This window comes from Humibacter soli (genome assembly GCF_054779035.1).
Genome location: NZ_BAAGYX010000001.1, coordinates 789,115 through 810,837 on the forward strand (window position 1 = coordinate 789,115; position 21,723 = coordinate 810,837).

The 21,723-nt window shown below is 66.9% G+C and carries 20 protein-coding genes; 7 read left to right on the top strand and 13 right to left on the bottom strand.

The features are described 5' to 3' along the window. Positions 1–2 precede the first annotated feature (2 nt). From sufB to ACYVDN_RS03700, 3 genes are all read right to left on the bottom strand, one after another. Positions 3–1,421, bottom strand: coding sequence for a Fe-S cluster assembly protein SufB (gene sufB / locus ACYVDN_RS03690; RefSeq protein ID WP_460568561.1), 1,419 nt, complete (start codon positions 1,419–1,421; stop codon positions 3–5). Positions 1,422–1,603: 182 nt separating this feature from the next. Continuing rightward, positions 1,604–2,383, bottom strand: coding sequence for a carbohydrate ABC transporter permease (locus ACYVDN_RS03695; protein ID WP_460568563.1), 780 nt, complete (start codon positions 2,381–2,383; stop codon positions 1,604–1,606). A gap of 56 nt (positions 2,384–2,439) precedes the next feature. Next, positions 2,440–3,018: a hypothetical protein gene (locus ACYVDN_RS03700; RefSeq protein WP_460568565.1), complete on the bottom strand. Its 579-nt coding sequence runs from the start codon at positions 3,016–3,018 to the stop codon at positions 2,440–2,442. 215 nt (positions 3,019–3,233) lie between these two features. Between ACYVDN_RS03700 and ACYVDN_RS03705 the strand changes: the two genes are divergently transcribed. Beyond that, entirely contained in the window at positions 3,234–4,583 is a 1,350-nt protein-coding gene (locus ACYVDN_RS03705) for an HNH endonuclease signature motif containing protein (protein WP_460568567.1), read from the top strand. Between the two features lie 43 nt (positions 4,584–4,626). Here ACYVDN_RS03705 and ACYVDN_RS03710 read toward each other — a convergent pair whose 3' ends face one another. Both ACYVDN_RS03710 and ACYVDN_RS03715 read right to left on the bottom strand, forming a co-directional pair. Beyond that, the gene (locus ACYVDN_RS03710; RefSeq protein ID WP_460568569.1) at positions 4,627–5,637 is read right to left on the bottom strand and encodes a COX15/CtaA family protein; all 1,011 of its coding nucleotides are present in this window, start codon (positions 5,635–5,637) and stop codon (positions 4,627–4,629) included. A 2-nt stretch (positions 5,638–5,639) separates the two neighbouring features. Continuing rightward, positions 5,640–6,560, bottom strand: a complete 921-nt coding sequence (locus ACYVDN_RS03715) for a protoheme IX farnesyltransferase (protein WP_460568571.1) — start codon at positions 6,558–6,560, stop codon at positions 5,640–5,642. A 306-nt stretch (positions 6,561–6,866) separates the two neighbouring features. On the opposite strand from ACYVDN_RS03715, the gene tkt reads away from it, so the two are divergent. From tkt to pgl, 6 genes are read left to right on the top strand one after another with little or no spacing between them, the layout of a single operon-like run. Beyond that, positions 6,867–8,960 (top strand): transketolase, encoded by a 2,094-nt coding sequence (gene tkt, locus ACYVDN_RS03720; protein WP_460568573.1) that lies wholly within the window; start codon positions 6,867–6,869, stop codon positions 8,958–8,960. Between the two features lie 48 nt (positions 8,961–9,008). Then, positions 9,009–10,136 carry a transaldolase gene (gene tal / locus ACYVDN_RS03725; RefSeq protein ID WP_460568575.1) on the top strand — a complete coding sequence of 376 codons (1,128 nt, stop codon included), beginning with the start codon at positions 9,009–9,011 and terminating at the stop codon, positions 10,134–10,136. Then, positions 10,133–11,746 (top strand): glucose-6-phosphate isomerase, encoded by a 1,614-nt coding sequence (locus ACYVDN_RS03730; protein WP_460568577.1) that lies wholly within the window; start codon positions 10,133–10,135, stop codon positions 11,744–11,746. The genes tal and ACYVDN_RS03730 overlap by 4 nt, the downstream gene beginning before the upstream one ends. Positions 11,747–11,764: 18 nt before the next feature. After that, on the top strand, positions 11,765–13,303 hold the full coding sequence (gene zwf, locus ACYVDN_RS03735) for a glucose-6-phosphate dehydrogenase (protein ID WP_460568579.1): 1,539 nt from the start codon (positions 11,765–11,767) through the stop codon (positions 13,301–13,303). After that, positions 13,300–14,265: a glucose-6-phosphate dehydrogenase assembly protein OpcA gene (locus ACYVDN_RS03740; protein WP_460568581.1), complete on the top strand. Its 966-nt coding sequence runs from the start codon at positions 13,300–13,302 to the stop codon at positions 14,263–14,265. The genes zwf and ACYVDN_RS03740 overlap by 4 nt, the downstream gene beginning before the upstream one ends. Further along, complete coding sequence (gene pgl, locus ACYVDN_RS03745) at positions 14,262–15,032, top strand: 6-phosphogluconolactonase (RefSeq protein ID WP_460568583.1); 771 nt, start codon at positions 14,262–14,264, stop codon at positions 15,030–15,032. Before ACYVDN_RS03740 ends, pgl begins: the two co-directional genes overlap by 4 nt. Before the next feature lie 87 nt (positions 15,033–15,119). On the opposite strand, the gene ACYVDN_RS03750 is transcribed toward pgl, so the two are convergent. The 8 genes from ACYVDN_RS03750 to rapZ form a co-directional block, all read right to left on the bottom strand. Beyond that, positions 15,120–15,488, bottom strand: a complete 369-nt coding sequence (locus ACYVDN_RS03750; RefSeq protein WP_460568585.1) for an RNA polymerase-binding protein RbpA — start codon at positions 15,486–15,488, stop codon at positions 15,120–15,122. Between the two features lie 61 nt (positions 15,489–15,549). Further along, entirely contained in the window at positions 15,550–15,795 is a 246-nt protein-coding gene (gene secG / locus ACYVDN_RS03755) for a preprotein translocase subunit SecG (protein WP_460568587.1), read from the bottom strand. Between the two features lie 95 nt (positions 15,796–15,890). Then, positions 15,891–16,682, bottom strand: a complete 792-nt coding sequence (gene tpiA, locus ACYVDN_RS03760) for a triose-phosphate isomerase family protein (protein WP_460568589.1) — start codon at positions 16,680–16,682, stop codon at positions 15,891–15,893. After that, on the bottom strand, positions 16,670–17,887 hold the full coding sequence (locus ACYVDN_RS03765; RefSeq protein ID WP_460568591.1) for a phosphoglycerate kinase: 1,218 nt from the start codon (positions 17,885–17,887) through the stop codon (positions 16,670–16,672). Before ACYVDN_RS03765 ends, tpiA begins: the two co-directional genes overlap by 13 nt. Before the next feature lie 19 nt (positions 17,888–17,906). Next, the gene (gap, locus tag ACYVDN_RS03770; protein ID WP_460568593.1) at positions 17,907–18,917 is read right to left on the bottom strand and encodes a type I glyceraldehyde-3-phosphate dehydrogenase; all 1,011 of its coding nucleotides are present in this window, start codon (positions 18,915–18,917) and stop codon (positions 17,907–17,909) included. Positions 18,918–19,016: 99 nt separating this feature from the next. Beyond that, positions 19,017–19,643, bottom strand: a complete 627-nt coding sequence (locus ACYVDN_RS03775; protein WP_460568595.1) for a superoxide dismutase — start codon at positions 19,641–19,643, stop codon at positions 19,017–19,019. 113 nt (positions 19,644–19,756) lie between these two features. Next, positions 19,757–20,731, bottom strand: coding sequence for a DNA-binding protein WhiA (gene whiA / locus ACYVDN_RS03780; protein ID WP_460568597.1), 975 nt, complete (start codon positions 20,729–20,731; stop codon positions 19,757–19,759). A gap of 63 nt (positions 20,732–20,794) precedes the next feature. Beyond that, complete coding sequence (gene rapZ, locus ACYVDN_RS03785) at positions 20,795–21,688, bottom strand: RapZ family nucleotide-binding protein (protein ID WP_460568599.1); 894 nt, start codon at positions 21,686–21,688, stop codon at positions 20,795–20,797. Positions 21,689–21,723 lie beyond the last annotated feature (35 nt).

The following is a 21,723-nucleotide window of genomic DNA, read 5'->3' on the forward strand; positions in this document are numbered from 1 at the left end:
GCCTAACCGACACTGCCTTCCATGCCCATCTCGATGAGCTTGTTGAGTTCGAGCGCGTATTCCATCGGCAGCTCGCGTGCGATCGGCTCGATGAAGCCACGCACGATCATGGCCATGGCCTCGTCTTCCGGCATGCCGCGGCTCATCAGGTAGAAGAGCTGCTCCTCACTGACGCGGGAGACGGTCGCCTCGTGGCCGAGCTGCACGTCGTCGACACGGATGTCGATCGCAGGATAGGTGTCGCTGCGCGAGATGGTGTCGACCAGCAGCGCGTCGCAACGCACCGTGTTCGCCGCGTGGTGGGCATCCTTCTCCACCCGCACCTCACCGCGGTAGCCTGCACGGCCGCCACCGCGCGCGATCGACTTGGAGACGATCGAGGACTGCGTGTACGGAGCGAGGTGGATCATCTTCGCGCCGGCGTCCTGATGCTGACCGGGACCGGCGAAGGCGACGGAGAGCGTCTCGCCCTTCGCGTGCTCCCCCGCGAGGAAGATCGACGGATACTTCATCGTCACCTTGGAGCCGATGTTGCCGTCGATCCACTCCATGGTCGCGCCCTCGTGGGCGATGGCACGCTTGGTGACGAGGTTGTAGACGTTGTTCGACCAGTTCTGGATCGTCGTGTAGCGCACGCGGGCGCCCTTCTTCACGATGATCTCGACGACTGCGGAGTGCAGCGAGTCCGACTTGTAGATCGGGGCGGTACAGCCCTCGATGTAGTGCACGTAGGCGTCTTCGTCGGCGATGATGAGCGTTCGCTCGAACTGGCCCATGTTCTCGGTGTTGATGCGGAAGTAGGCCTGCAGCGGAATCTCGACGTGCACGCCCTTCGGCACGTAGACGAACGACCCGCCGGACCAGACAGCCGTGTTGAGCGCCGCGAACTTGTTGTCACCTGCGGGGATGACCGTGCCGAAGTACTCCTCGAAGAACTCGGGGTGCTCGCGAAGTGCGGTGTCGGTGTCCATGAAGATGACACCCTGCGCCTCGAGGTCCTCGCGGATCTGGTGGTAGACCACCTCGGACTCGTACTGTGCGGCGACGCCGCCGACGAGGCGCTGGCGCTCCGCCTCGGGGATGCCGAGCTTCTCGTACGTGTTCTTGATGTCCTCCGGCAGGTCATCCCAGGTCTGGGCCTGCTTCTCGGTCGAACGCACGAAGTACTTGATGTTGTCGAAGTCGATCTCGGAGAGATCGGCGCCCCAGGTGGGCATGGGCTTGCGTTGGAACATCGACAGCGCCTTGAGACGACGCTGGAGCATCCATTCCGGCTCGTTCTTGAGACCGGAGATATCGCGCACCACCTCGTCGGATAGTCCGCGCCGGGCGCTGGCCCCTGCTGCGTCTGAATCGGCCCAGCCGAACTCGTACTGGCCGAGGCCGGCGAGTTCTGGACGGTCGATGAGAACGTCTGACATTGTGAACACCTCGTTTTTCTTGCCGCCCGTGACCGGCTTCAGACCGGCTCCGAGCCTCGAATCGTGTCATCGCGGGTCGATGACACCGAGGCCAGATTGTGCGGATGGCTTGCGAGTGCCGACGATGCACTCCTGAACCCTGCAATTGTATAGGGCCGGGCGCGACAAAGGTGGATGCGGGCTCAACGATCGCTCAGCGCACCGGCGATTCCGCCGAGCGAGAAATACCGGTGCAACAGGCCGAAGAGCAGCAACGGTGGCAGCACGATCACGAGGATGAGCCCAGGAGTGCGTGCCGCCTGCAGGCCGATCGGGAGCGTGTACAGGTTGTTGCTCTTGATGAACACGGTGGCGACGAGGTAGTCGTTCCAGGTGAGCAGGAAGCAGTAGATCGCCGTCGAGATGATCCCCGGCCAGCAGCCAGGCAGCACGATGCGCACGAAGCCGCCCAGCACGGAGCATCCATCGAGCCACGCCGACTCCTCGAGCCTGACCGGGATGGTGTCGATGTACGCGGTGAGCATCCAGACGGCGACGGCGACCGCGAGGCCGATGTAGATGAGCGTCAGGCCGCCGAGCGAGTCGACGAGACCCGCGCCTGCGAACAGCACGAACAGCGGGATGACCAGCACGATGACCGGCAGCGACTGCACGACGAACAGCACGACCGAGTAGCCGGAGATGAGCCGGCCGCGTGCACGTGAGATGGCGTAGGCGGCCGGAGCGGCGATCGCGATGGCGACGACGGTGGTCGACGTTGCGACCAGCAGGCTGTTGCCCAGCCAGGTGAGCGCGGGCGTGTTCTGGAACGTCGCGATGAGCCCCGCGAGCGGTCCCCCTGGCGCTCCGGGGTATGCGGGCCGGAACGCGGCCGCGATCGTCGGCCAGAGCGGCACCGTGACGAGGGCGCAGATCAGGATGAGCGCGAGCGTCCTCGCTGCGGTGCCGATGCTGGTGCTCATCGGGGTCCACTCTGTCAGCGGGCCGGCGCGACGCCAAAACGGCGGGGTGCGGGCGTCTAGGTGAGGGTGCTTCCAGGACGCGAATGCCTGAGCAGGTTGTCTCGACGCGCCAGTGCTTCGGGCGAGTTCAGATCGTCCGCGCCGCGGCTCCCACCCGAACTTGCGAAGACTCCACGTTTGACCGGAACGCGATCCGAATCGCGGACCTCCGGCGGCACGTCGGTGGGCCACGCCTCGATCGCGTATCGCTCACCGTCCGGATGGTCGACCACGAGATCCCAGATGGCGTCATCACGGGTTCGATGGATACGGATGCGTACCCACCCCGGCCGAATCTCGTAGGTGTCGCCCAGATCGGCAGGTCCGTTTACCCTCAACCTTCCGCTCGGCACGTTGAGGGTTGCTTCCCCGGTCTCATCCCATTCGCCCACGACATCGTCGATCGGAGGCCCGTCGAGGACGATGACGGGAATCTCTAGTTCGCCGAGGGCAATGCCGGTGAAGACCCTCAGCTCTCGCTCGCGCGACCCGAGGAACCAGTTCGCTCCGTCCGGCTCTACGGCGGCGTAATTCGGTGTCGGGTCGTCTGCGTCGACGACCGAGAAGAAATGCCATTCGACGAAGACGGTGCCCACGCTCGAAGCATAGGTCGGCCGTGCCCGGCGATGCATCTTGAGCTCGAACAGATCATCGATTCGAATCGTCCACGGTGTCGATAACTGTCGAAGAAATGTCGGTGGCTGCTGGCAGGATCGGAGACATGAACAGCCCGCTATCCCATCTGTCGAGAGACTTCGACGCGGTGTGCGCGGTGTGGTCCGCGGCCACCGGTATTCGAGGGGCGGCGGGTATGAACGATCCTGGTGAGCCGTATGCAGCAGCCGTCGTCGCGGGGATGTCAGATGGCGAGTTGCTCGCAACGACGGATACGTTGGCCCGACTCGTGCGCGATGCGCAGGCGTTGCTCGCGCGGGTGGCAGCTGAGGTGGCCAAGCGCTCCCCCGTTGAACTCGGACGTGACGGGCTCGCGAAGAAGCGCGGATTCATGAACCCGGCTCAGCTGATCGCAGCCTCGACAGGCGGCCGGGCGTCCGAAGCGGCTCGACTGATCACCGTCGGCACCGAGACGTCGCCACGACGAGGGCTGACCGGCGAACAGCTTCCGGCGCAGCATCCTCACGTGGCGGCAGCACTGGCTGCCGGGGTCATCAGTATCGACGCGGCGGCGGCGATCACGACAATGCTTCGCAGGGTTGCGCCACGCGCCGACTCGGCGCACGCCGATCGCATCGAGAAGGTACTCGCAGAGCGCGCAGCCGAACTACCCTTCGATCTTCTGCTTCGTATCATCCGAGAAGCCGAAGCTCGACTCGACCAGGATGGCGTCGAACCACGCGAGGCCGAGCAACGGGCGGACCGCTCGCTGACCATCCGCAACGATGTGAACGGCATGATCCGTCTGATCGCCAGGCTCGATCCCGCGACCGCAGCGCCGGTGAGGGCGGCGATCGAGGCGATCGTGACCCACGACATTCGTGCGGCGCGGAAGCGTGTCGACGAGCCCGACGGCGCAGCGATCGACAGCTCCGTGATCGACGGCTCCGTGATCGATGACGCCCGAAGCATGCCGCAGATGCAGGCAGACGCATTGGCGATGATCGCGAGGCACGCCCTCGGGTGTGAGCGGGTACCGACGACAGGTTCGACCGCGATGGTGGTGCGGGTGGATCTCTCCGCTCTGACGGAGGGTCTCGGTCACGGCACCGTCGACGGTCTCGATCACCCCCTCTCAGCGGGAACGATCCGTCGCCTGGCCGCTTCGGCCGACATCATCCCCGCAGTCTTGGGTACCGAGAGCCTTCCGCTCGACCTCGGGCGGACTGCGCGTGGGTTCAGCGTGGCGCAACGCATCGCGCTGTCCGAGCGAGACGGCGGATGCGCGTGCTGTGGCCTTTCGGTCGCGTACACCGAAGCGCACCACATCAAGTGGTGGATGCGTGATGCGGGGCCGACAGATCTGAACAACGGGGTGCTGCTGTGTCCACCGTGCCATGCACGGATACATCAAGACGACTGGGCTATCCGCGTGGTCGATGGCGAAGTCTGGTTCATCCCGCCACCCGACGTCGATGCGTCACGAACGCCCCGCCTCGGTGGTCGGGCTCGGTTCGAGCTGCCGAAGGCCCTACATGCTGCATGAAGAACGGAGACCAGCGGATCGGCTTGGGGTGGATCAGCCGAGCTCAGCTGGCGCGTCCCGCCAGCGACTCGGACGAGGGCGCCGACGCACGAGATGCCGATGACTCAGCATTGGCCGGCGTGGTGTGCACGCTCGGGAAGAGCCCGGGATTCACGTCGAGCAGCACCCGAAGCACACCGACCCAGACGAGTGCGGCGAGCAGCAGGTGGATGGCCACGAGCAGCTCGGGCAACGCGGTGAGCGCCTGCACGGTCCCGACGATGCCCTGCACGAGCACGACTCCGAGGAACACGAGAGTGCGCATGAGCGGCAGCGTCGCACGCGACCGCCACAGCACGACGACGAGGGCGATCGCCACGACGAGGGTCGCGACACCGAGCGTCGCGTGCACGACGGTGATGTCGATCCAGTCGAAGCCCATGCGCGGCACATCCGCCGAATCACCGGAGTGCGGCCCCGACCCGGAGACCAGCGTGCCGGCAACGATGAGAACGGCTGTGAGGGACGCGAGCGTCCAGCTCAGAGCCCTTGCAGCCTTCGTGATGCGCGCGAGGGACTCGGCGGTGACCGCCTTCTCGTGCACACGGTGCCAGGTCAGCGTCGACGTGGTGAGCAGGGCCATCGCCATCAGGAAGTGGAAGGCGACGACATACGGGTTCAGCCCCGTCCACACGCTGATTCCACCCGCGATCGCGTTGGCGACGACGAGCCAGAACTGCGACCAGGCAAGACGCGTGATGCTGCGAACACGCGGCTTCTGCAGACGCGCGGCGATGATCACCCATGCGACCGCAAGGCACAGGACGGTCGTGAGCATGCGGTTCGAGAACTCGATGACAGCGTGGACCCCGAGGGCGGGCGTCGGTGCGAGGGAGCTGGCATCGCAGGTGGGCCAGGTGGGGCATCCGAGTCCTGAGCCCGTCACGCGCACGATGCCGCCGCCGAGCACGATCAGGATGCTCACGATGAGCGATGCCGTCGTCGCCCATCGCAGGGAACGCGGCGAAAGGGTGTAGCGGTCGGCGAGCCAGCCGAGGGGGGTGCGCAGAGCCATGACTAGAACGGGAGGAGCGGGTCGATGGCGATCGCGAGGAACAGCACCGACAGGTAGGTGATCGAGCCGTGGAAGACGCGCATCGGCGACGGGTTCTCGTGACGGATGGCCAACGAGTACAGCCGGTGCGTCTCGTAGATGAACCAGATGCCGGCGACCAGCGCGGTGAGCGTGTACACGAGCCCCATGTGCGCGACAGGGATGAGCAGCAGCGAGCACGCCACCGTCGCCCACGCGTAGAGGATGACCTGCAGACCAACGGCCGCACGACCCCGCGTCACGCCCAGCATCGGTACGCCGACGGACTTGTAGTCATCGCGGTACTTCATCGAGAGCGGCCAGTAGTGCGGCGGAGTCCACAGGAACACGACACCGAACAGGATGAACGGGGTCCAATCGAGCGACCCGGTGACGGCTGCCCACCCGATCAGCACGGGGAAGCATCCGGCGATTCCGCCCCAGATGATGTTCTGCTGCGTGCGGCGCTTGAGCCACAGCGTGTAGACGAAGACGTAGAAGAGGATGGCGCCCACCGACAGCAGAGCGGCCAGCCAGTTGGTCGTGAGGTAGAGCCACACGGTCGACGCGACGGCCAGCGTCCACGAGAAGACGTAGGCCTCACGAGGAGTGAGCTCACCGGTGACGAGCGGGCGGTTCTTCGTGCGCGCCATCACCTTGTCGATGTCGCGGTCGATGTAGCAGTTGAACGCAGCCGCGGATCCGGCGCTCATCGCACCGCCGATGACCGTCGCCGCAATGAGCCAGAGGTTCGGCACGCCGCCCTGCGCCAGGAACATCACCGGGATGGTCGTGACGAGCAGAAGCTCCATGACCCTGGGCTTCGTCAGTGCGACATATGCGGCGAACTTTCGCCGGAACCCGATCCTCGCCCGGGAGACCCGGCTCTCAACCGCTACGCCCATCGCTCCTCAATCACGTGACAACCCGCATTCGAGTCTAGGTCATGCGTTGAGGGTGGGATGTCGTGCCGATTGTGGACTCCGCACAGCGAACGACGGCCCCGCGACCCTCGAATCTGGCAATCTCCCTATACTTGGCAGTGCTCGCCCATCGATGCACTGCCCTGCTTCCGGCTCCGTCGGAGACGTCGGGTGAGGTGCATGGGTGCCGACGACGTCAGGGGCGCGCGCACTACCTCTCAAGCGGTGCGGGTCCGTTCGCCGGGTCCCGTGAACCGAATCGAAGCACTCAAGAAGGGTCAGTCTCAAGTGGCAGCACTGCAGTGGGATCCCATTGACAACAAGGCCGTCGACACCGCGCGAGTTCTCGCGGCGGATGCCGTGGAGAAGGTGGGCAACGGGCATCCCGGCACAGCGATGAGCCTGGCTCCTGCCGCCTACCTCCTGTTCCAGCGCGTGATGCGCCGCGACCCGAAGGATCAGCACTGGCTCGGCCGCGACCGCTTCGTGCTCTCGGCGGGCCACAGCTCGTTGACCCAGTACGTTCAGCTCTACCTCGGCGGCTACGGCCTCGAGCTCGACGACCTCAAGGCGCTCCGCACCTGGGGCTCGCTGACGCCCGGCCACCCCGAGTACCGCCACACGGACGGCGTCGAGATCACCACGGGACCGCTCGGCCAGGGACTCTCTTCCGCCGTCGGCTTCGCCTACGCCAGCCGCTACGAGCGCGGCCTGTTCGACCCCGACGCGGGGCCGGGCACGAGCCCGTTCGACCACTTCGTCTACGTGATCGCCAGCGACGGCGACCTCGAAGAGGGCATCACCTCGGAGGCGTCGTCGCTCGCCGGCCACCAGGAGCTCGGCAACCTCGTCGTCATCTACGACAGCAACCAGATCTCCATCGAGGACGACACGAACATCGCCTTCACCGAGGATGTGAAGGCCCGCTACGAGGCCTACCACTGGCACGTGCAGGTCGTCGACTGGAAGAAGACCGGCCAATACGTGGAAGACGTGCAGGAGCTCTTCGAGGCGATCGAGGCAGCCAAGGCCGTCACCGACAAGCCGTCGATGATCATCCTCAAGACGATCATCGGATGGCCCAGCCCGAAGAAGCAGAACACGGGCAAGATCCACGGCTCGGCGCTCGGCGCCGACGAGCTTCGCGCCGTCAAGGAGGTGCTCGGCTTCGACCCGGAGCAGACCTTCGAGGTCGCCGACGAGGTCATCGAGCACACCCGCAAGGCCATCGAGCGCGGAGCAGAAGAGCGCGCAGAGTGGCAGGTCGGCTTCGAGGCATGGGCCGAGGCCAACCCGGAGCGCAAGGCACTGCTCGACCGACTGCTCACCGGAGAGCTGCCCGAGGGCGTCGAAGACGCTCTCCCCGTCTTCGAAGCCGGCAAGGACGTGTCGACTCGCGCAGCAGGCGGCAAGGTGTTGAACGCCATCGCCCCTGTCGTCCCCGAGCTGTGGGGCGGCTCCGCCGACCTCGCGGAGTCCAACAACACGACCATCATGTCTGCGGCGTCGTTCGTGCCGTCCGAGCGCTCGACGCACGAATGGTCGGGCAACCCGTACGGACGTGTGCTGCACTTCGGCATCCGCGAGCACGCCATGGCCGCCATCCTGAACGGCATCGTGCTGCACGGGCCGACCCGTCCGTACGGTGGCACCTTCCTCATCTTCAGCGATTACCAGCGCCCGGCGCTGCGTCTTGCCGCGCTGATGAACGTGCCGTCGATCTTCGTCTGGACGCACGACTCCGTCGCCCTCGGCGAGGACGGACCGACGCACCAGCCGATCGAGCAGCTGACGGCACTGCGGCTCATCCCGAACTTCAACGTGGTGCGCCCCGGCGACGCCAACGAGGTCGCCTACGCCTGGCTCGAGCTGCTGAAGCGTCGTGGCGGCCCGGCGGGTCTCGCTCTCACCCGTCAGAACATCCCGGTGTTCGAGCGCGGCGACGGCCAGGCATCCGGCGACACCTTCGCCTCCGCGAAGAACGTCGCGAAGGGCGCCTACGTGCTCGCAGAGGCGCCGAACGGCACGCCCGACGTGATCATCATCGCGACCGGCTCCGAGGTGCAGCTGGCGGTGAACGCCCGCGAGGCGCTCAAGGCAGACGGTGTCAATGCCCGCGTGGTGTCCGCACCGAGCCTCGAGTGGTTCGAGGAGCAGAGCGACGAGTACAAGGAGTCGGTGCTTCCGGCATCCGTCACCGCTCGCGTCTCCGTCGAGGCCGGCAGGGCTCTCGGATGGCGCCCGTACGTCGGCGACAAGGGTCGCAGCGTGTCCATCGAGCACTTCGGCGCCTCAGCCGACTACAAGACGCTGTTCGAGAAGTTCGGCATGACGACGGACGCGGTCGTCTCGGCCGCCAAGGAATCGCTCGCCGCGCAGTAGTCGCACCGGGCAACGGAACGAAGCAGAAGAGAAGAAGAGGCGAGAGCAATGACCGAATCCCCCACCGCACGGCTCGCATCCGCTGGCGTGAGCATCTGGCTCGACGACCTGTCGCGTGAGCGCATCAACTCGGGCAGCCTGCAGAACCTGATCGACACGCGCAACGTCGTCGGCGTCACCACCAATCCGACGATCTTCGCCAACGCCCTCTCCAAGGGCGAGGCGTACGACGAGCAGGTTCGTGAGCTCGCCGCGGCAGGCAAGGACGTGCACGAGGCCGTCTTCGAGATCACCACGACGGACGTGCGCAACGCCGCCGACGTGTTCGCTCCCGTCTACGAGGCGTCCGGTCACAAGGACGGCCGAGTGTCGATCGAGGTGGAGCCCGGTCTCGCGCACGACGCGGCAGGCACCATCGCGCAGGCGAAGCAGCTCTGGGCGAAGGTCGACAAGCCGAACGCGATGATCAAGATCCCCGCCACCGAGGAGGGTCTCGAGGCGATCGCCGAGGCGACCGGCGCCGGCATCAGCGTCAACGTCACGCTCATCTTCAGCCTCGAGCGCTACCGCCAGGTGATCAACGCCTACCTCACCGGTCTCGAGACCGCGAAGGCTGCGGACATCGACCTGTCGACCATCCGCTCGGTCGCGTCGTTCTTCGTCTCCCGCGTGGACTCCGAGGTCGACAAGCGCCTGTCGGCGATCGGCACGCCAGAGGCCGACGCGCTCAAGGGTAAGGCCGCCGTGGCCAACGCTCGTCTCGCCTACCAGGTGTTCGAGGAGGCGTTCGACTCGGAGCGCGCCAAGGTGCTGCTGGCGGCAGGTGCGAACAAGCAGCGCCCGCTGTGGGCATCGACCGGCGTCAAGGACCCGGCATACCCCGACACGCTGTACGTGACCACGCTGGTCGCCGCCGACGAGGTCAACACGATGCCGGAGAAGACCCTCGAGGCGACGTTCGACCACGGCGATGTCGACGGCGACTCGATCGCCGGCACCTACGACGAGTCGAACGAGGTGCTGAACAAGATCGCAGCCCTCGGCATCTCCTACGACGACGTGACCCAGACGCTCGAAGACGAGGGCGTCGAGAAGTTCATCGTCTCGTGGAGCGAGCTGCTCGACACCGTGACCGAAGCACTGGAGCAGGCCGGGGCGAAGGCGAGCGTGAAGTGAGCTTCAAGATCCACGTCAGCGGCGGCGCGGAGGCTGCGGTCAAGCAGAACGTGCCGACGCTCGTCAAGGATCTGGTGGCTTCGGGCATCACCGCGCAGGACCCTGCTCTCTGGGGTCCCGACGCGGAGGCCGAGGCGGGAGACCGCCTCGGCTGGACCGAGGCCGTCGCCGTCTCGCGGCCGCTCGTGCCGCGCATCCTCGAGCTGCGTGAGAAGTTCCTCGCCGTCGGCGTGAACCACTTCGTGCTCGCCGGCATGGGCGGATCGTCGCTCGCGCCCGAGGTCATCACCACTACAGCGGGTGTCGAGCTCACCATCCTCGACACCACGGACCCCGGTCAGGTTCTCGAGGCGGTGAACGATCGTCTCGCGACGAGCGTTCTGGTCGTGTCGTCGAAGTCCGGCTCGACCGTGGAGACCGACAGCCACCGCCGCACGTACGAGAAAGCGTTCAGGGACGCCGGCATCGACCCGGCGGATCGCATCGTCGTGGTGACCGATCCCGGCTCACCTCTCGATGTCTCGGCCCGTGAGGCCGGGTACGAGGTGTTCAACGCCGACCCGACGGTCGGCGGCCGCTACTCGGCTCTGACCGCGTTCGGTCTCGTTCCGTCGGGTCTGGCAGGCGTCGACATCGAGGAGATGCTCGAAGAGGCGGAGACCATCTCGCTCGAGCTCGCGATCGACGACCCGACGAACCCCGGCCTGATCCTGGCCGCGGCGATCGCCGGTTCGTCGCCGCTTCGCGACAAGCTGGGGATCATCTCCGACGGCACGCACATCGTCGGGTTCGCCGACTGGGCCGAGCAGCTCATCGCGGAGTCGACCGGAAAGCTCGGCAAGGGCCTGCTCCCAGTCGTGCTCGACGTGGTCTCCCCCGAGCTCGGTGAGAAGCTGCCCGACCTTCAGCTCGTGCGCATCGTCGACAATGCGACGGCCCACCACCTGTTCCCCGCCGATCGGCACCACGGCGAGATCCTCGTCTCCGGCACCGTCGGCGCGATGTTCCTGGTCTGGGAGTACGCGGTCGCCGTCGCCGGCAGGCTGCTCGGCATCAATCCGTTCGACCAGCCCGACGTGGAGTCCGCCAAGAAGGCCGCCCGCGGCCTGCTCGACTCCCGCCCGGAGCCGACCGAGCCGGCCTTCGTCGACACCGGCATCGAGGTACGAGGCGACGCGGCCCTGCTCGGCGACGCCACGACGGTGGATGCCGCGATCGGAGCGCTGCTCGCCACGTTGCCTGACGACGGATACGTTGCGGTACAGGCCTACGCGAACCGGGTAGCGCTGCCGCAGCTGGCAGGCATCCGCGACCTGCTCGCCGCGCGTGCCAAGCGACCCGTCACGTTCGGCTGGGGGCCGCGCTTCCTGCACTCGACGGGCCAGTTCCACAAGGGCGGCCCTGCCGTCGGCGTCTTCCTGCAGATCCTGACGCGGGAGACGGACGACCTGCAGGTGCCCGACCGTCCCTTCACCTTCGGGCAGCTCATCAGCGCCCAGGCCGCCGGGGATGCCGCCGTGCTCGCTGAGCACGACCGTCCCGTTCTCACCATCACGCTGACGGACCCCGTCTCGAACATCGAGACGCTGTTCGGCGACGTGGACGCCTGAACCGACACGAGGAGATCCATGCCACCGGTGGACATCACAGCGGACTCCAATCCGCTCAGGGTCCCGACCGACCGCCGACTCAACCGCATCGCGGGGCCGAGCAGCCTCATCATCTTCGGAGTGACGGGTGACCTGTCGCGCAAGAAGCTGATGCCTGCCGTCTACGACCTCGCCAACCGCGGCCTTCTGCCACCCGGCTTCGCGCTCGTCGGCTTCGCCAGGCGCGACTGGGAGGACGAGGACTTCGAGAAGGTCGTCTACGACGCCGTCAAGCAGTACTCCCGCACGGAGTTCCGTGACGAGGTGTGGCGGCAGCTCGCTCAGGGCATCCGCTTCGTCTCCGGCGAGTTCGACGACGACCAGGCGTTCGAGCGACTCAAGAAGACCGTCGAGGACCTCGATCGCAACAGGGGAACCATGGGCAACCACGCGTTCTACCTGTCGATCCCGCCGAAGGCCTTCCCGCTGGTCACCGAGCAGCTCCGGCGCTCCGGGCTCGCCGAGCAGTCGAACGGGTGGCGCCGCGTCGTCATCGAGAAGCCGTTCGGCAGCGACCTGAAGACCGCCCGCGAGCTGAACAAGGTCGTCGAGTCGGTGTTCCCGCCCGACGCGGTGTTCCGCATCGACCACTACCTCGGCAAGGAGACGGTGCAGAACATCCTTGCTCTGCGCTTCGCCAACGAGCTGTACGAGCCGATCTGGAACGCCAACTACGTCGACCACGTGCAGATCACGATGGCAGAGGACATCGGCGTCGGTGGCCGTGCCGGCTACTACGACGGCATCGGCGCTGCACGCGACGTCATCCAGAACCACCTGCTTCAGCTGCTCGCCCTGACGGCCATGGAGGAGCCGGTGTCGTTCGACGCCGCCGACCTTCGCGCAGAGAAGGAGAAGGTGCTGAAGGCGGTTCGCCTGCCGAAGGACCTGTCGACCGCAACGGCCCGCGGCCAGTACTCGAGTGGCTGGCAGGGCGGCGAGAAGGTCGTCGGGTTCCTCGACGAAGACGGGATGAACCCCGATTCGACTACCGAGACTTTCGCGGCGATCAAGCTGGACATCGGCACCCGCCGCTGGGCGGGCGTTCCCTTCTACCTGCGCGCCGGCAAGCGCCTCGGGCGCAGGGTGACCGAGATCGCCGTCGTCTTCAAGCGCGCTCCGCAGCAGTTGTTCGCGGAGAGCCAGACGTCAGCGCTCGGTCAGAACGCGCTGGTCATCCGCGTGCAGCCCGACGAAGGCGTGACGATCCGGTTCGGGTCGAAGGTGCCTGGCGCCGGCATGCAGGTGCGCGACGTGAGCATGGACTTCGGCTACGGGCACGCCTTCACCGAGGCCAGCCCCGAGGCGTACGAGCGGCTCATCCTCGACGTGCTGCTCGGCGACCCGCCGCTGTTCCCGCGCCACGAGGAGGTCGAGCTCTCCTGGAAGATCCTCGACCCGATCGAGGAGTACTGGTCGACGCACGGCCAACCGGAGCAATACCGCCCCGGAACCTGGGGACCGGCCTCCGCAGATGAACTTCTCGCCCGCGACGGACGCACCTGGAGACGCCCATGATCGTCGATCTGCCCGACACCACGACCAGCAGCGTCTCGAAGACGCTGATCAAGATCCGCGAAGAGGGCGGCGCAGTCGCCCTGGGGCGCGTGCTCACGCTGATCATCGCCACCAGGCTCGGCCAGGAGGAAGAGGTCATCGAGGCGGCGAACGACGCCTCGCGCGAGCACCCGATGCGCGTCATCGTGGTCTCCACCGCCGACCCCGACCACCCGCGGGCGGATGCCCCCAGCAGGCTCGACGCGCAGATCCGTGTCGGCGGCGACGCGGGCGCCAGCGAGGTCATCGTGCTCCGTGCATACGGCGACACCGCGAGCGATGAGGAGGGCCTCGTCACGGCGCTGCTGCTGCCCGACGCTCCTGTCGTCGTGTGGTGGCCGGGTACAGCTCCCGATGTCGTGTCGACGTCGCCGCTCGGTCGCATCGCCACGTGTCGCATCACCGACTCCTCGTCGGCCGGCGACCCCCAGGAGGCGCTGATCCACCTGGCGGAGACGTACGCTCCCGGCGACACCGACTTCGCCTGGACGAGGCTGACCCTGTGGCGTGCACAGCTCGCCGCGGTGCTCGACCAGCCGCCGTACGAGTCCGTCGAGTCCGTCGAGGTGTCGGGTGCTCCCGACTCGCCGTCGACCATCCTGCTGGCCGCCTGGCTGCGCCTGCAGCTGGATGCGCCTGTTCAGCACGATCTGACGGCACGTCAGCGCGGGCTGAGCGGCATCCACGGCGTGCAGCTGCGCCGGGCATCCGGCACGATCGAGCTGGTGCGCGACATGCCGGACGTCGCGACGCTCACCCAGCCGAACCAGCCGACGCACGACCTCGCCCTTCCGCGGCGCAATCTGCGCGACTGCCTCGCCGAGGAGCTTCGCAGGCTCGACCCCGATGAGCTGTACGGCGAGGTGCTGACGAAGGGCCTCCCCCTGCTCGAAGCCGAGGAACAGGCTGCGAGCACCCGATGACGAACGAGCGGCGGGTGCTGGTGCACCCGGACAAGGATGCACTGGTCTCGGCCGTCTCCTCGCGATTCCTGACCAAGATGGTCGACATCATCGACGACCTCGGTTCGGCGAACGTGTGTCTCACCGGCGGGACCGTCGGCACCGCGGTGCTTGCGGCCATCGCCGCCTCCCCCGCACGCGACACCATCGCCTGGTCGAAGGTGCACTTCTGGTGGGGCGACGAGCGCTGGGTCGAGGCGGGCTCCGACGAGCGGAACGAGAAGGGCGCACGCTCAGCGCTGCTCGACCACCTCGATGTGCCGGAAAGGAACGTGCATCCGTTCGCCGCGTCCGACTCGGGACTCGAGTTGGATGCCGCCGCCGACGCCTATGCGGCCGACCTGGCTTCTGCCGGTGACGGCACGACGCCGTACCCCAGGTTCGACATCACGTTCCTCGGCGTCGGCCCCGACGGACACATCGCGTCGTTGTTCCCGGAGCGCAGGGGCATCCGCGAGACCGAACGCACCGTCATCGCGGTGCGCAACGCGCCGAAGCCGCCGCCTGAGAGGTTGAGCCTCACCCGTCCGGTGATCAACGCGTCCGCCCGCATCTGGATGGTGCTGTCCGGTGCGGACAAGGCCTCCGCGCTGGGCCTGGCACTCGCGGGGGCCAGCTACACGGAGGTGCCCGCCGCGGGCGCAAAGGGCCGCAAGCGCACGGTGTTCTTCGTCGACCGAGAGGCGGCCGCCGAGGTTCCGGAGAGCCTCATCTCTCCCGAGTACTGACCCAGTACTGACGCCGAGCACCGACACTCAGACACGCGAAAAGGGCCGAACCGCAGTGGGTCGGCCCTTTTCGCTGTGGTGTTGAACTCAGTTCGTCGGCGTGAGACGGCCGCGACGCTCGCGAAGCTGACGGAGGGCATCCTCGAGCAGCTGCTCGGCCTCTTCGTCCGAGCGGCGCTCCTTCACGTAGGCGAGGTGGGTCTTGTACGGCTCCAGCTTGGCCAGCGCCGGCGGGTTCTCCCTGTCGCGCCCGGCGGGCAACCCGGACGTCGGGCTGTCGATGGTGTCGGGGATCTCCTCATCGGGAAGGTTCGCGGCGAAGTAGCGAACGGTCTCGTTGCCGAGGGCGTCCCAGTAGTGCACAGCGATCCGGTCGGCGTGGTAGCCGTGATCCTGCTCCCCCATCGGGCCTGAGCCCACACGGGAGCCTCTGATCGCACTGCCTCCTGCGGACATGAATCCTCCTTGATCGGCGCTGGTCTAGTGGCGCGGAAATGCGGCCGTTACGAGACGGCTGCTACGAGCTGAACTTGGTGATGAGGCCGAGCACCACGATGCACGTGATCCAGACCAGTCCAAGGATGACCGTGATGCGGTTCAGGTTGCGTTCGGCAACTCCCGATGCTCCGAGGTTCGAGGTCATTCCGCCGCCGAACATGTCGGAGAGGCCGCCTCCGCGTCCCTTGTGAAGAAGGATGAGGAGGGTCAGCAGCAGACTCGTGATGCCGAGCAGCACCTCGAGGACGACCTGGAGAATCTGCACGAGTAGACGCCTTTCGGGAACCTGGTCCCATCGGGAACCGCCCGATAAGTATATCGGAGCGAAGCGAAGCGGTAAGAACGGCAGCGCGCGAGAGGTTACAGCCCGACGTGCTTCTGGTACCGCACGATGCTCGAGAAGCCGTCGACGTCGAGGCTCGCGCCGCCGACGAGCGCGCCGTCGACGTTCGGCTGACGCATGAAGCCGGCGATGTTGTCGGCCTTCACCGATCCGCCGTACAGGATGCGCGTGCGCTTGGCCGTCTCGTCTCCGAGCTTCTCCGCGATGACGCCCCGCAGTGCTGCACAGACCTGCTCGGCCTGCTCAGGCGTCGCGGCCTGTCCTGAGCCGATCGCCCAGACCGGCTCGTACGCGACCACGAGGTCGGCGTTCTTCGGCAGCGCGTCGAGCACGACGGAGAGCTGCGACACAGGAACGGCGCTCGCACCGTGCTTCTCGAGGTCGTCGGCCGTCTCGCCGACGCAGACCAGCGGGACCAGGCCGGCAGCGGATGCCGCGACCGTCTTGGCAGCGACGGTCTCGTCGGTCTCGCCGTGCAGCGTTCGCCGCTCCGAGTGGCCGATGATCACGTAGCGGCAGTCCAGCTGCGAGAGGAACGACGCCGCGATCTCGCCGGTGAACGCACCGGAGGCGTGCTCGCTGACATCCTGTGCGCCGTAGGCGAGAGGGAGCTTGTCGGCGGCCACGAGCGTCTGGACGCTGCGCAGGTCCGTGAACGGCGGGAAGACCGCCACCTCGACCGCGCCGAAGTCGTGCCTGGCATCCTTCAGGCTCCACGCCAGCTTCTGCACGAAGGCGATCGACTGAAGGTGGTCGAGGTTCATCTTCCAGTTGCCCGCGATGAGCGGGGTGCGAGCTAGTTCTGCCATCCGAGGACCTCCAGTCCGGGGAGCGTCTTGCCTTCGAGGAACTCCAGGCTCGCTCCGCCGCCCGTGGAGATGTGTCCGAACTGGTCGTCGTCGAAGCCGAGGGCACGAACGGCCGCCGCGGAGTCTCCTCCGCCGACGACGCTCAGCCCGCGTGTCTCGGTGAGCGCGAGCGCCACCTGCTTCGTGCCTGCCGCGAAGGGTTCGAGCTCGAACACGCCCATCGGGCCGTTCCAGAACACCGTCACGGACTCGCGGATGATCTCGGCGAACTTCGCAGCCGTCTCCGGCCCGATGTCGAGGCCGAGACCGGATGCACCCCACGGGGTGTCCTCGATCGATCCGACAGGACGCACCTCGTGTTCGGCATCCGCGCCGAACTTCGACGCGACGACGACATCGGTGGGCAGGATCAGCTCGACGCCGAGTTCCTTCGCCTTCTCGAGATAGCCGCGAACGGTCTCCACCTGGTCCTGCTCGAGCAGGCTGGACCCGACCTCGAAGCCCTGCGCCTTGAGGAACGTGAAGAGCATTCCCCCGCCGATGAGCAGGGTGTTCACTCGCGGCAGCAGGTGCCCGATCACGCCGAGCTTGTCCGACACCTTCGATCCGCCGAGCACGACCGTGTACGGGCGCTCCGGGCTGCCGGTGAGTCGGTCGAGCACGTCGAGCTCTGCGACGATCAGCAGACCGGCAGCGCTGGGCAGCGCCTTGGCGAGCTCGTAGACGCTGGCCTGCTTGCGGTGGACGACACCGAATCCGTCGGAGACGAACGCGTCGCCGAACGAGGCGAGCTGCGCCGCGAAGGCGGTGCGCTCCTCTTCGGACTTGCTCGTCTCCCCCGGGTTGAACCGAAGGTTCTCGAGCACGGCGACACCGCCGTCGGAAAGGGATGCGTGCGTCTCCTTCGCCGAGTCGCCGACGGTGTCGGTCGCGAAGGCGACCTGGGCGTCGAGCAGCTCGCCGAGTCGCTTGGCGACCGGCGCGAGGCTGTACTTCGGGTCGGGTGCTCCGTCGGGGCGTCCGAGGTGGGAGATCACGACGACGCGTGCTCCCTGCGAGGTCAGCGCGTTGATCGTGGGAACCGAGGCGCGGACGCGCCCGTCATCGGTGATCTCGCCGTCCTTCAGAGGAACGTTGAGATCACATCTGACGATGACGGTGCGTCCGGCGAGCGAGCCCAGTGATTCGAGACTGCGAAGCGTCACTCGAGTGCTCCGTGGCGCTCTAGAGGCGCTCGGCCACGTACTCGGTGAAGTCGACGAGGCGGTTCGAGTAGCCCCACTCGTTGTCGTACCAGCTCGACACCTTGACCAGGTTGCCGCTGACGTTGGTCAGGAGGGAGTCGAAGATCGACGAGTGCGGGTTGCGGACGATGTCGGTGGAGACGATCGGGTCGGCGTTGTACTCGAGGATGCCCTTGAGGCGTCCCTCGGACGCTGCGGCCTTGTACGCGGCGTTGATCTGGTCGACCGTGAGGTTGTCGGTTCCGGTGACCAGGGTGAGGTCGACGATCGAGCCGGTGGGAACCGGCACGCGGTACGACGAGCCGCTCAGCTTGCCGTTGAGCTCGGGCAGCACGAGGCCGATGGCCTTCGCGGCACCGGTCGAGGCCGGAACGATGTTGATCGCGGCGGCACGTGCGCGGTGGAGGTCGCCGTGCGGGCCATCCTGCAGGTTCTGGTCGGCGGTGTAGGCGTGTGCGGTCATCATGAAGCCGCGCTCGATGCCGAACTCGTCGTTGAACACCTTTGCCAGCGGCGCGAGGCAGTTGGTGGTGCACGAGGCGTTGGACAGGATGTGCATGGTCGCCGGGTCGTACTTGTCCTCGTTCACGCCGACGACGAACGTTCCGTCGTCACCGCTCGCGGGGGCGGAGATGATGACCTTCTTGGCCCCGGCCTCGAGGTGCTTGCGCGCATCGGGAGCCTTGGTGAAGCGGCCGGTGGACTCGATCACGACGTCGACGCCGAGGTCGCCCCAGCCCAGGTTCGCCGGGTCGCGCTCTTCGAGGACCTTGATCGGCTTGCCGTCGACGACGATGCTGTCACCCTCGAGCTCGACGGTTGCGCCGAGGCGGCCGCCAACGGAGTCGTACTTCAGCAGGTGTGCGAGAGCCGCGTTGTCGGTGAGGTCGTTCACGGCGACGATCTCGAGGTCGCTGCCCTTGGCAAGCGCTGCGCGGAAGTAGTTGCGACCGATGCGGCCGAACCCGTTGATGCCGATCTTCACAGACACGTGTGAGCTCCTGTTACTGGGCGCCGTTCGGCGCTTGGGGGAAAGGGGACGAACGGACAGCGGTGTCCCGGGCGGTTCCCGTCCGGGACACCCACCCGCTTACGACAGTAGCAGCAGCCCCGCGGTCTTTTCGCGCGCCTTGGTGAAGCGCTCCTGCACGTCGCCCCAGTTCGTGATGTTCCAGAACGCCTTGACGTAGTCCGCCTTCACATTGCGGTAGTCGAGGTAGAAGGCGTGCTCCCACATGTCGATCAGGAGCAGCGGAACGGTCGCGGCCGCCAGGTTGCCCTGGTGGTCGTACAGCTGCTCGATGATGAGCTTCTGGCCGAGCGAGTCCCACGCGAGGATGGACCAGCCGGAGCCCTGGATGCCGAGGGCCGACGCGGTGAAGTGAGCGCGGAACTTGTCGAACGAGCCGAAGAACTCGTCGATGGCTGCGGCCAGCTCACCGGTGGGCTTGTCCCCGCCGTCCGGCGACAGGTTGTTCCAGAACACGGTGTGGTTCACGTGGCCGGCCAGGTTGAACGCCAGGTCCTTCTGGAGCTTGTTGACGTAGGTCAGGTCCTCGGCGTCGCGCGCCTCCTGGAGCTTCGCGATGGCGGTGTTCGCCCCGTCGACGTAGGCCTTGTGGTGCTTGTCGTGGTGGAGCTCCATGATCGTCCCGCTGATGCTCGGCTCGAGTGCCGAGTAGTCGTAGGGAAGGTCTGCGAGCGTGTAGTCAGCCATTCACTCTCTCCTCGTGATCGCCGCGACACGACGGCCGCGCCGCGGTCTGAACAACCCTTTCACTCTAGTGAGCGGGTCCCGGGCTCGGGCGTGCTTGACGCCGCGTGACGTCGCTACAGCTCCAGCTCGGGCAGGCCGGCCTCCGTGCCAGGTATGCCGAGTTCGACGGCGCGCTTGTCCGCCATGGCGAGAAGCCTTCGGATGCGGCCGGCGACGGCATCCTTCGTCATCGGGGGGTCTGCGTGGTGGCCGAGCTCGTCGAGGCTGGCGTCGCGGTGGGCGAGACGCAGCTCCCCTGCGTAGCGGAGGTGCTCCGGCATGGTCGGTCCGAGGATCTCCATGGCGCGCTCGACGCGTGCGCACGCGGCGACGGCGGCCTGTGCCGAGCGGCGCAGGTTGGCGTCGTCGAAGTTGACGAGACGGTTGGCCGTTGCACGCACCTCACGGCGTTGCCTGAGCTCTTCCCAGGTGCGAACGGTTCCTGTGGCGCCCATGCTGGTGAGCATGCCGCTGATCGCCTCGCCGTCGCGGATGACCACCCTGTGCACCCCGCGCACCTCGCGGGCCTTCGCCGGGATGCCCAGCCGTCCGGCAGCGCCGACCAGCGCCATCGCGGACTCGTTGCCGGGGCAGGTGATCTCCAGCGCGGCGGAGCGGCCCGGGTCGGTCAGCGAACCGTGTGCGAGGAATGCACCGCGCCAGACGGCGGCCAGGTCATCCTTCGACCCGGTCGTCAGGCGGTTGGGCAGGCCGCGGATGGGCCTGCGGTGCTGGTCGAGAAGCCCGGTCTGCCGTGCGAGGGTCTCTCCCCCGTCGAGCACACGGACCGTGTAGACGGTGTTCTTGCGGATGCCGCCCGCAGACGTCACCGAGACCTCACTGCGCACCCCGTAGAGCTCGGCGAGGGCCTTGCGCACATGCCTGGCCAGCGGCGGAGAGTCGAGCTCGGCCTCGACGGCGATGCGTCCGGAGATGAGGTGCAGTCCGCCTGCGAGGCGGAGGATGGTCGCCAGCTCGGCCGCGCGCACGGTGTTCTTGCCCGCCTCGACGCCGAGGAGCTCTTCTTTGACGTCAGCGGTCAGTGCCAATCGCGTGGATCCGTTCTGTGTAGAGCATGGCTGCCGATAGCGGCGTGGAGGACGCGGTCGACCTCATTCCCTGCCGAGGTCGCGGTGCTTGATCGCGACGGCCACGCCAGGTTCTTCGCGCAGCCTCACGGCCAGCGCTTCGGCGATGGCCACCGAGCGATGTTTTCCCCCCGTGCAGCCTACCGCGATGGTGGCGTGGCGCTTGTTCTCTCGGCGATACCCCTCGAGCACCGGCCGAAGAGCGCGCGAGTAGTCGTTGACGAAGTCGGTGGCGCCCGGCTGCGCGAAGACGTAGTCGCGCACCTCGTCGTCCAATCCGGTGAGAGCGCGCAGCTCCGGCTGCCAGAACGGGTTGGGCAGGAAGCGTGCGTCGGCAACCAGGTCGGCGTCGGACGGCAGCCCGTACTTGAACCCGAAGCTCACGACCGTGAACTGGATGTCCGCAGAATCCTCTGTGGCGAAGATGTCGTTGATCTCGACGGCCAGCTGGTGGATGTTGAGGTCGGAGGTGTCGATGATGATGTCGGCAGACTCGCGAAGCTCGCGAACCCGCTCCCGCTCGGCCATGATGCCGTCGAGGATGGTGCCCGTTCCCTGCAGCGGGTGCGGACGGCGAACCGACTCGAAGCGGCGCACCAGTGCGGCATCCGTGGCGTCGAGGAAGAGCACGCGAACGCTCTCACCCCCTCGCAGGGTCTGGATCATCTCGCGCAGGTCGGCGAAGAACCCTCTGCCTCGCACGTCGACGACCGCAGCGATGCGCGGCAGCGTCGACCCGGCCCTTCCGGCGAGATCGACCAGCGGGCGGAGCATCTGCGGCGGCAGGTTGTCGACGACGTACCAGTCGAGGTCTTCGAGCGCGTTGGCGACCGTCGACCTGCCTGCACCGGACATGCCGGTGACGATGAGCAGCTCCTGATGCTGGCCGCTCGCCTCTTCGGGTCGCTCCTCGGTCATCCCCCACCCCGATCGAAAGCGCTGACGTTGCCCCA